The sequence below is a fragment of the uncultured Methanobrevibacter sp. genome, from assembly GCF_937906425.1.
GTDB lineage: Archaea > Methanobacteriota > Methanobacteria > Methanobacteriales > Methanobacteriaceae > Methanobrevibacter.
This window is the reverse complement of record NZ_CALCYR010000181.1, coordinates 1-9,367: the sequence shown is the minus strand read 5'-3', so window position 1 is coordinate 9,367 and position 9,367 is coordinate 1. Positions and strand designations below refer to the sequence as shown.

Below are 9,367 nucleotides of genomic sequence, written 5' to 3'. Positions count from 1 at the left end.
TAAATTTTAATTTTTAAAAGAAAAACAATTAAAAATAAAAAAACATTTTAAAATAATAAAAATTATTAAAATAATAAAATTATAAATTAATTATAAAAATAATAAATTTTAAGTTTTTCAATAAAAAGAATTAAAAAACATTTTAAAACGACACAATAAAATTAAAACTATATTTTGAGGATAATATGATTCTTGTAGCAATAACAGGAGCCAGCGGAGTAATTTATGGACTGGAATTACTGAAGGCACTCCATCAACTTGGCATTGAAACAGGCTTGCTTATCAGTGATGCGGCCAAAATAGTAATAAAATATGAACTTGATACATCTCTAGAGGACATAATCTCATTAGCAGATCATTACTATGAAGCAAATGAAATAGACTCTTCAGTAAACAGTGGTTCATTCAAGTTTGACTCACTTATAATCATCCCCGCTTCAATGAAAACAATATCTGCAATTGCAAACGGATATGCATCAAATACAATAAGCCGAGTGGCAGATGTTGCACTTAAGGAAAGAAGGAAAATTGTACTTGTACCAAGAGAGACTCCGCTTAGAGACGTTCATCTTGAAAACATGCTTAAAATCTCAAGGGAAGGTGGAATAATCCTGCCTGCAATGCCTGGATTTTACCACGACCCTAAAGACATAAGCGACATTACAAATTTCATTGTTGGAAAAGTCCTTGACGTTTTAGGAATAGACAATGAAATGTTTAAAAGATGGGAAAAAGAATAAAATAGACAAATTATAATCTAATGAATTTTTAAAAAAAAATTAAATCCTGAAAAATAATTAAAAACCAAAAATTAAAAAGAATAAAAATTAAAATCTAAAAAATTATAATCTAATGAATTTTTAAAAAAAAAATAAATTCTGAAAAATAATTAAAATCCAAAAATTAAAAAGAATTAAAAAAAATAACAGCTGATAAAATGATAGATGATTATGACTTTTTAACAACTTGTGACATAAGCGGATTTATTAAAGAGGACATAAGGGCTTTAGTACTCTATAAATCAGAAATCAATGAAAATAAAACAGTTGTAGACATTAATTCAGGAGTGGGAGAGCTTTCCTCTGAATTTTCAAATATTGCAAAAAAGGTCACAATCATAGACAAAAATCCTATGGCCATTGAATTCAGCAAGAAAAATATCTCTAAATTTGGAAATATTGGCAAGGCGGAATTCATAAATGATGATGAATTGAATGGTCTGGATGAAATAGACAATTTTGATTTGGCAATATTGAAGCCTAAGGATGAAAACATAGATGAAATCCTTGAGAGGATTCATGAAAAACTTAATTCTAAGGGAAAAATCATTATCATAACAAATATTATGGACTTTTTTATAAATTCTGTTAACAAGCTATCAGATCTCTTATACAATCCTAAAATCACCCAGGTAAATATTTCAAATGGACAGCTGTTAAATAAGGGAGTGAAGATGGAATCTCAAAATCCAATGATTATAATAACAGTCAAAAAGAGATAAAATTAATTAAACAATATTAAAACAATTATAAGATAAAATAAACAATTTTAAACAAAAAAAAATAAGAAAAAAAATAAAATATGAAATTAAAGAAATCTAAAATTCAGGAATATCCTCTTTTCTGTTTAGATTCTTAAAATCATCATCAAATAAAATCTTATTATCCACTTCTGCAAAATAAACATTTTCCAAAGACCTTATAAAGGACTTAACATACAAATTATCCTCTTTTAACAGCTTTTCAATATTTATCAAATTGGTCTTTCTGTAAATGGAATGCAAGGGTTCACTGTTTTGAATCTTCATCTCCAAGGGCATATCCTCTGCATTATCAAAATTAAACTCTTTTTTATCCTTGAACTTATCCTTATTTGACTTGATGTGGAATGGAATGATGGCATCCAAATTCTCATCTGTCTCCAATTGACCATCCAAAATATTAAACATTGTTTCAATGAAATCGACACTTATAAAAGGTGAGTCACATGGAAGAATCAATGCATAATCAGTTTCAATATTCTTTAGTCCAGTCATTATGCCTGAAATTGGACCCTTTCCCTTAACATCATCCTCAATAAAACTTAGATTATAGTCAAAAAATCCCTCAAGATCGCCATCACAATACTGATTCAATAAATCCTGATATAGGGATATCCTTTCACTATTGTTTAAAACAATTACAGCATCATTTATTTTATAGTTTAGTTTCAAAAGTGTGTGTAAAATCATAGGTTTGTTTTGAATAATCATAGATCCCTTATCCTGACCCATTCTTCTACTCATTCCTCCAGATAAAACTATGCAGGAATACTTTTTTTCACCATTCATATAAATCACACTAAATAAAAAAAAGAAAGAAAAATCTATTCATCCAAGTGGAGAGTTTCTATTGCCTTACAGGCAGCAACCTGTTCAGCCTCTTTCTTGCTTTTTCCAACTCCATGGCCATAATCCTTTCCATCAATGAGAATCTTCATCACAAAGGTCTTGTCGTGGGGAGCTCCATGCTCCTCAATAAGTTCATATGATACCTCAATGTTTTCAGCGTCCCCATACTCCTTTATTTTGGACTTGTAGTCAAAGAAGAAGACAGTCTTGCTTTCTATATATGGGAAAACTGTAACTGTAAGGAACTCCTTTGCCTTTTCAATACCTTGATCAAGGTAAATTGCTCCAAGGAATGATTCAAAAACATCGGCAGTTATTGAAATAACCTCATTGTCACTTAATGCATTGTCCTCAAGATTGAGCTTTATGCATTCGTCCAATCCAAACTCATGGGAATAGTTGATGAGAGCGGTTTGGCAAACATAATTTGCCCTTAACTTGGTCAGTTTACCTTCACTGTAATCTGGATGCATGTTTTGAAGGAATTCTGAAGTTAGCATATTCAAAACAGAATCTCCTAAAAATTCCAATCTTTCATAATCATAATCCAATTCAAATTTTGCACTATATGAGGAATGGGTAAAGGCCATTTCATATAAAAAACTGTCATTTGGACTTATATTAAATTTTTCCAATAATTTCATTATCTCACGTTTAATAATTTTAAGGTGGAAATTAATAAATCTGAATTTTATTAAAAAAAACAAAATGCATATCATTAATTAAAAAAATAGAAATTAATTTTAAATTATTAAACCATTAAAGGATAATTAATAATTAATTCAACAATTAGAACTAATGAAATTAGAATTTATTAAAAATAGAAAATAATAATTTAATATTAAATTATCAAAAAACAATTTAATATTAAATCATTACTCATCCACCAATGTATAAAAATATACTTTATTTATAGTTTATAAATACTAGTAATTAAATGTTTATAAAATTTCCTAAAAAGGAATGTGAATATAAAAAATAGAATTAATTAAAAAAATTCAAAAAGAACTATAAAAAAATAGAAAAAAATTAAAAAATAGAAATAAATTAAAAAAAATTCTAAACGACATGAAAAAAAATATTAGTTTTCAAATGCTCTCGCACTAATTCTTTATATATTAAATTTCATATTCTTAATTACAATTAGAATTTTTAAATAATTTTTATTAAAGGTTAAATATTGATAAATTATTTTTTATTCTTGAATTATTGAAATAATTAAACTCATTAAAGTTAATTAAATCAAGGCGTATTTAATTTTTTAAATATTTGATAAATTGATTATCTTTAAGAATTAAGTAAAATCAATAAATTGAGAACATTAAATATAAATCAAGATTTTACTTATAATACTAATTATTTTCCGATTCTACAAGTTGAAATATTTTTAATCCCTTTTTAAAAGAATATAATTAAATAGCTTTAAATTTATCCATTAAAAGACTCTTAGAAGATTTTATAGAATATTTAAACTTATTCATTAAAGACTCTTAGAAGATTTTATTGAATAGCTTTAGGCAATTTAAATTATAAATTTTAATAAAATTAAAAGAAATCAACTAAAAAGGAGAGTTTTTATGCTTCTAAATTGGTGTGAAGAAATAACTAATATTGATCCTTCAATTAATTTCAGATATACCGGAGGCTGGTTAAAGACTGTAACCGGTTTAGACAAAAGTGTCCTGAATGGATACTCCCTTGTTGGAGAATTTGTCAAATCAGGAGATTATAAAACAGAATATTCTGATGGATTATATCTTGATTGCAATAAGGAAGGAAAAAAATCCAAGCCTAAACAGGACTTTCGTTTATTCAGGTTAAAAAATGGAAAATTAACATTGATTGATCAAGTTTATGATGGAAAGAAAAATTGGGCTGTGGAGTTTTGGGACAGTGTTAGTGAGGAACTTGACCCAAACTATAAGCAGACAGAGGCTGAAAAGATCCTTGGCTTAATTTTAGACAAAACAGGAAAAGACGTTAAACTTCTTAAAGAGATTAAAAATCAATTAAATGAAGTTATTTTAGATTTTGAATAAATTAATTGTTTTTTATTTAAAAAACCAATAATGTTTTGTTTTAATTAAAAAAAACCAATAATTTTGTTATTTATTTAAAAAAATTATGTTTTTTGTTTTTTGTAAACTAGAATAATGATTTCTCATAAAATAAAAATATAACACTGTTATAATTACATTCAATAAAAAAAGGGATAGAATAAGTTTATTCTACCCAAGATTCAACTTTGGATTTGGAATCAGCAACAAAACTTCCTTGAATGGATAAACCATTTTCAATATTGGCTCCAGGACATAATTCTGCCAAATCAGATAATGATCTGCCGAATCCGCTACCTTCATGAGTTACAAAAGGCTTAATGGTCTTACCGGCAAAATCCAATTTTTCCAATTGTGTCCATACTGGCATAGGCATGGTACTCCACCAGTTTGGAAAACCAATGTAAATAATGTCATATTCACTGATATCCTCAATGTAATCCTTAAGTTCAGGTCTTGCATCATCCCTCAATTCATCCTGTGCCACTTCCGTACATTTCATATAGTCTTCAGGATATTCATTTAAAGGTTCCATCTTGAACATGTCAGCACCTGTAAACTCTTGAATGAAATTTGCAATAACTTCAGTATTTCCAATATCAATGTGTTTTATTCCAGCATTGCTGTAATTGTTTCCAGCTCTTGAAAAGTATAAAACTAAACTTTTTGCCATTTTAAAAACTCCAAGTTAATTATATTCTATTTTTTAATAAATATTATATTTTGCATAAATTATTAATTTCATATTTTAATTAATTCTTATTTTTAAATCTTTATTTCCATAAAAATAAACAATCTTATTCAATTCTTGTTTTAAAATAAAAATAAATCAAATACATATTCATACATTAATTTAAAATAAAAATAAACCAAATACCTATTCAGGCCTTAATTTTCCATAGAAATAGGATGCTGTTGCACCACCATCAATAAGGAAATCAGAACCTGAAATAAAGCTTCCTTGTGGATTTAAAATCAATTCTGCAAGACCAGCCACTTCATCAGCAGTTCCAGGCCTACCTGAAGGACAGTTTGCAAACATGTTTTTATAGAAATCTCCTCTTGGACCATTAAATTCATCAATTGCCAATGGAGTGACGATTATTCCAGGGGATATGGAATTGATTCTAGCTCCCTTTTCTCCCCAAATGCAAGCTTCATACATAACCCTTTTTACATTTGCCCTTTTCGCCAATTGATATGCATGTAATGTGTCACGGATATTCTCCTTTTGTAAAATCTCTAAATCCAATAGCTCTTCAGTTGGAGTGGTTGCCAATTGTTCATCGATTTCAGCACCTAACTGTTCCATCCTATGACCTGATTGGGAGGATATGATTAATCCAGTACCATTTTCCTTAATTACCTTACCAACTTCCTCCAACAATACAGCAGTTCCATAAAGATCCACTTTTAAAATAGCCTCAATTGGAGCCTGTGAAGGAGAAACCCCTGCTGCATTTATGAAATGAACAATTTCTCCAAATTCCTGAGCAAAGGAAATTAAATTTAAAATGGATTCCCTTGAAGAAATGTCACATTCAGCAATTTCAACATCAAAGCCAGCATCAGTCAAGATCTTTGAGATTGCCTTGGCATTTTCTATATTCTTATCACCTATAACAAGTTTTTTACCGAAGGCTATTCTTCTTGCAATAGCCATTCCTATTTGGCCTGCACCTGTTAAAAGCACTACATCAGTCATAAATATCACCAATTTTAATTTTTTTATTTTTAAAATTTAAAATTTTAATAATTTCATATATATTAATTATTTTAAAACTAATCATATATATAATTTATTTATTGAGTTAAGTTTTTTATAAATAACATTAAAAAAAACTAAATCAGGATTTAAAAACAAAATAAATCATTGAAAACACTATAAGGTCTAAAAAAATAAAATAAATATTTAAAACACTATAAGGTCTAAAAAAATAAAATAAATCATTTAAAAAAAAAAAATTTCATAAGTTAAAACTTTTTAAAAATAGATAAAAGATATAAAATAGTTAAAAATAGATAAAAATAGTTAAAAATGATAAAAATATATAAAAATAGTTAAAAATAATTTATTAATGAGATAATTCACAATTATCCCATATAAATTTAAAAAAAGCAAATTAATAAAAATATTAATTAAAACCTACTTATACTAATCTTTGGCGAGTAGTAGGTTTTTTAGCTTGCCAACTGTATCTTCTTATTCTGCTGGATCTACCGAATCCACAAGAAGCACACACTTTCTTACGAACATGGTAAGAGTTTTTACCACATCTTCTACATCTAATATGGGTCTTTTTATTCTTTTTACCCATTGATGGAGTTCCTTTCACTTCTATCTCCTCCCTCTCTTTAATAACAATATAATAATAAAATGTTTATAAGAATAGCTATTCCTATAAAAAAAGTTTAAAAATAATAATTAAAATTAATTGAAAACAATTAATTTAATTATAAAATAAGGTAATTAAAATAAATAATCTTCATTGAGAAAAAACAACAAAGAAACAATAAATAGAAAAAAGTTAAGAAAAGTCTCTATGGAGAGATATATACAATATTATCTCCTCTAATGAGAACAGTACCTAATCTTCTTAATACTTCTCCTTTTTCTAATTCTTCAGCATCATCAAGAACTAAGTTCATGTGTAAATCAAAACTTTTTAAGATACCTCTGAATTCTCTTTCTCCTTTGAGTTTGATTAAAACTGGAGAATTTACTGCTTTTCCTAATGCGTCAAGTGGTCTTTGAACATTTTGTTGTCCGCTCATGATTATCACCTATACTATAATAAATATGTTCGTATAATATATAAACTTAACTATTTTTAGATTATTATATAAAAAATTCTAAGTTTTTATAAAATAAAAACTATGAATTTACTTTTATTTTTAATATATCATACTGAAATAATGAATTTTTTTAAAAAAATTAAAGACAATATGTTTAAGACTCAATATTCTTATACAAACTAAAATTTCTAAAAAAATCTAAAAATTAATAGGATTTTACTAAAATCACTTAAAATAATGAGGAATTTTTAAATATAATATTAAAAATTTACTTAAATCAGTGAACAATATTTAAAATTTAACTAGATTATGAAAATAATACATAAACATATAGCAAAATCAAATTAATATTATTATTAATTATAAATCATATAGTATATAAATGTTTGTACTTAAAATTCTAAAATAGCTGTAATAAAAGTATATTTTTTAATAAAAAATAAGAAAATTAACAATAATAGAAAAAACAATAAGAAATTTAAATAATTTTATTAAAAAAACTATTGTTAAAAACTATTTTACTTGAAAAAATCCTATTATTCGTATTGAATAAAATAAAAAAATAATAAAAATTATTGGATCTTTATTAAAAAAATGACATATTTTTAAAATAAATTAAAAAAAGAATATGAAAAATAAAAAATTTTTTAAAATAAGTTAAAAAAAATATGAAAAAATAATATATTTTTTAAAATAAATTAAAAAAATAATATAAAAAATGAAAAATTTTTTTAATTAATCAAAAGTCAAGTTAATAACCATAATGAGAGTCCAATTGCTTTTCAACATCCAATAAAACGGAATTTACTGCTAACTTTAAAAGTTCCTCTCCATAAACCTCATCAACATAAACTCCATTTTCCTCAATGTCCTTAGCTCCCTCTTCAATATTGGGATCATTTAGACGTGCCTGCTTAAACATAGACAGTCCAACCTCACCATATTTTTCAATATTGTCCTGATTTTCAACTTCACTTTCATCAATGATGCCCAGGAATTTAGCCATTGACAATTCACCGGAACCTCCATGAGGCCCTTCAGACTCAATGATCTTGCTGTTTAAGGTAATGAGCAAATCAGTTTGCTCCTCAATATCATACAGGCAAGTGACAATAGGCAAATTACCTCCATGACCATTTACAATAATGACACTGCTGATGCCCAAGTATTTTTTCGCTGATTTCAAGACTTTAATTATTTCATTGGTCAATTCCTCCAGGGAAACATGGATTCCATGATGAATCTCCTCAATCTCATGGGCAGGATAAATAATTCCCAAATATTTAGCCCCGCTTTCAATAGCTGCTTTAAATGCAATGTATGAAGCTATCTTAGAATCAGTATCAATAGGTAAAGCAGGGCCATGATTTTCAAGATGTGAACCCAATGCAATTATGCCGATCTTATGAACATTGGGATTTTTAACATTTCCAGCCTCTAATCTTAATTCCACCATATTATCACTTTATTTAAAAAAAACTATAATTCCAAATTCCAAATGGCATCTCCAACATAATGAATGTTTTTAATAGCCTTGCCCTCATCATTTTCAACCATTTCAGGACCAGTGATTAAACTTATTCCAATGGCCAATGGCTTGTTATGAGTCTCTTCAACAATTATTACAATGTCATCCTCAACAATGCTTTCATCTGCATCAACAATGCCCGGACTCATTATATCTGCACCCTTAGTTACAAATCTGACAGCTCCCATATCCACTACAACAACCTTACTGTCCAAATCAAGGCTCAGTGCAGCCTTTACTGTTGGATATGGCTTGTCATTTATCATTATAATGTAAGGTTCACCATTTACAAGGATAAAGTCATCATCTTCAGCCTCAAGCATTTCAAGAGTGTCCTTATTATTTATAAAGGACCCATAATCTCCCAATTCCTTTTTAATTTCCTTTACTTTCTTTTTCTTTAAGAAGTATCTTTTTTTAATTTTCAAAATCAGCACCTAAACATTTCTATTTACTAAAGTATATGTTTTTTATTTTAATAATAGTTTACTGAAAAATCAAAACTTGTAAAAAAAAGTTTAAAAAGCAAAAATAACAATCTACTGAAAAAACAACAAAATTGAAAAAAAGTTTAAAAAGCAAAATAATAGATTACTG

The 9,367-nt window shown here is 26.9% G+C and carries 11 protein-coding genes; 3 read left to right on the top strand and 8 right to left on the bottom strand.

Translation table 11 applies throughout. From position 1 onward, the window contains the following. The first annotated feature begins 185 nt into the window (after nt 1-185). Nucleotides 186-740, top strand: coding sequence for a UbiX family flavin prenyltransferase (locus Q0138_RS05225; RefSeq protein WP_297981766.1), 555 nt, complete (start codon nt 186-188; stop codon nt 738-740). Nucleotides 741-937: 197 nt separating this feature from the next. Next, the gene (locus tag Q0138_RS05220; protein WP_297981765.1) at nt 938-1,501 is read left to right on the top strand and encodes a methyltransferase domain-containing protein; all 564 of its coding nucleotides are present in this window, start codon (nt 938-940) and stop codon (nt 1,499-1,501) included. A 96-nt stretch (nt 1,502-1,597) separates the two neighbouring features. Here the strand turns inward: Q0138_RS05220 and Q0138_RS05215 are convergent, their stop codons facing one another. Both Q0138_RS05215 and rnc read right to left on the bottom strand, forming a co-directional pair. After that, nucleotides 1,598-2,329, bottom strand: coding sequence for a molybdenum cofactor guanylyltransferase (locus Q0138_RS05215; RefSeq protein WP_297981763.1), 732 nt, complete (start codon nt 2,327-2,329; stop codon nt 1,598-1,600). Between the two features lie 35 nt (nt 2,330-2,364). Beyond that, nucleotides 2,365-3,033 carry a ribonuclease III gene (gene rnc, locus Q0138_RS05210; RefSeq protein ID WP_297981761.1) on the bottom strand — a complete coding sequence of 223 codons (669 nt, stop codon included), beginning with the start codon at nt 3,031-3,033 and terminating at the stop codon, nt 2,365-2,367. Between the two features lie 933 nt (nt 3,034-3,966). Here rnc and Q0138_RS05205 point away from each other — a divergent pair. Further along, nucleotides 3,967-4,428, top strand: a complete 462-nt coding sequence (locus Q0138_RS05205) for a hypothetical protein (RefSeq protein ID WP_297981760.1) — start codon at nt 3,967-3,969, stop codon at nt 4,426-4,428. A gap of 184 nt (nt 4,429-4,612) precedes the next feature. Here Q0138_RS05205 and Q0138_RS05200 read toward each other — a convergent pair whose 3' ends face one another. From Q0138_RS05200 to Q0138_RS05175, 6 genes are all read right to left on the bottom strand, one after another. Further along, nucleotides 4,613-5,119, bottom strand: a complete 507-nt coding sequence (locus Q0138_RS05200; RefSeq protein ID WP_297981758.1) for a flavodoxin — start codon at nt 5,117-5,119, stop codon at nt 4,613-4,615. A gap of 204 nt (nt 5,120-5,323) precedes the next feature. Next, the gene (locus Q0138_RS05195; RefSeq protein WP_297981756.1) at nt 5,324-6,151 is read right to left on the bottom strand and encodes an SDR family oxidoreductase; all 828 of its coding nucleotides are present in this window, start codon (nt 6,149-6,151) and stop codon (nt 5,324-5,326) included. Between the two features lie 445 nt (nt 6,152-6,596). Continuing rightward, nucleotides 6,597-6,782 carry a 50S ribosomal protein L37e gene (locus Q0138_RS05190; protein WP_297981755.1) on the bottom strand — a complete coding sequence of 62 codons (186 nt, stop codon included), beginning with the start codon at nt 6,780-6,782 and terminating at the stop codon, nt 6,597-6,599. A 205-nt stretch (nt 6,783-6,987) separates the two neighbouring features. Further along, nucleotides 6,988-7,221 carry an LSm family protein gene (locus Q0138_RS05185; protein ID WP_012956081.1) on the bottom strand — a complete coding sequence of 78 codons (234 nt, stop codon included), beginning with the start codon at nt 7,219-7,221 and terminating at the stop codon, nt 6,988-6,990. Nucleotides 7,222-7,993: 772 nt separating this feature from the next. Then, on the bottom strand, nt 7,994-8,698 hold the full coding sequence (gene arfB / locus Q0138_RS05180) for a 2-amino-5-formylamino-6-ribosylaminopyrimidin-4(3H)-one 5'-monophosphate deformylase (RefSeq protein ID WP_297981752.1): 705 nt from the start codon (nt 8,696-8,698) through the stop codon (nt 7,994-7,996). Nucleotides 8,699-8,721: 23 nt separating this feature from the next. Next, nucleotides 8,722-9,204: an RNA-binding protein gene (locus tag Q0138_RS05175; protein ID WP_297981768.1), complete on the bottom strand. Its 483-nt coding sequence runs from the start codon at nt 9,202-9,204 to the stop codon at nt 8,722-8,724. Nucleotides 9,205-9,367: the final 163 nt, after the last annotated feature.

Bases quoted from the DNA above. Each gene is read 5' to 3' on its own strand.
- Q0138_RS05225 (WP_297981766.1), top strand. From the start codon at position 186: ATGATTCTTGTAGCAATAACAGGAGCCAGCGGAGTAATTTATGGACTG.
- Q0138_RS05220 (WP_297981765.1), top strand. From the start codon at position 938: ATGATAGATGATTATGACTTTTTAACAACTTGTGACATAAGCGGATTT.
- Q0138_RS05215 (WP_297981763.1), bottom strand. From the start codon at position 2,329: ATGAATGGTGAAAAAAAGTATTCCTGCATAGTTTTATCTGGAGGAATG.
- rnc (WP_297981761.1), bottom strand. From the start codon at position 3,033: ATGAAATTATTGGAAAAATTTAATATAAGTCCAAATGACAGTTTTTTA.
- Q0138_RS05205 (WP_297981760.1), top strand. From the start codon at position 3,967: ATGCTTCTAAATTGGTGTGAAGAAATAACTAATATTGATCCTTCAATT.
- Q0138_RS05200 (WP_297981758.1), bottom strand. From the start codon at position 5,119: ATGGCAAAAAGTTTAGTTTTATACTTTTCAAGAGCTGGAAACAATTAC.
- Q0138_RS05195 (WP_297981756.1), bottom strand. From the start codon at position 6,151: ATGACTGATGTAGTGCTTTTAACAGGTGCAGGCCAAATAGGAATGGCT.
- Q0138_RS05185 (WP_012956081.1), bottom strand. From the start codon at position 7,221: ATGAGCGGACAACAAAATGTTCAAAGACCACTTGACGCATTAGGAAAA.
- arfB (WP_297981752.1), bottom strand. From the start codon at position 8,698: ATGGTGGAATTAAGATTAGAGGCTGGAAATGTTAAAAATCCCAATGTT.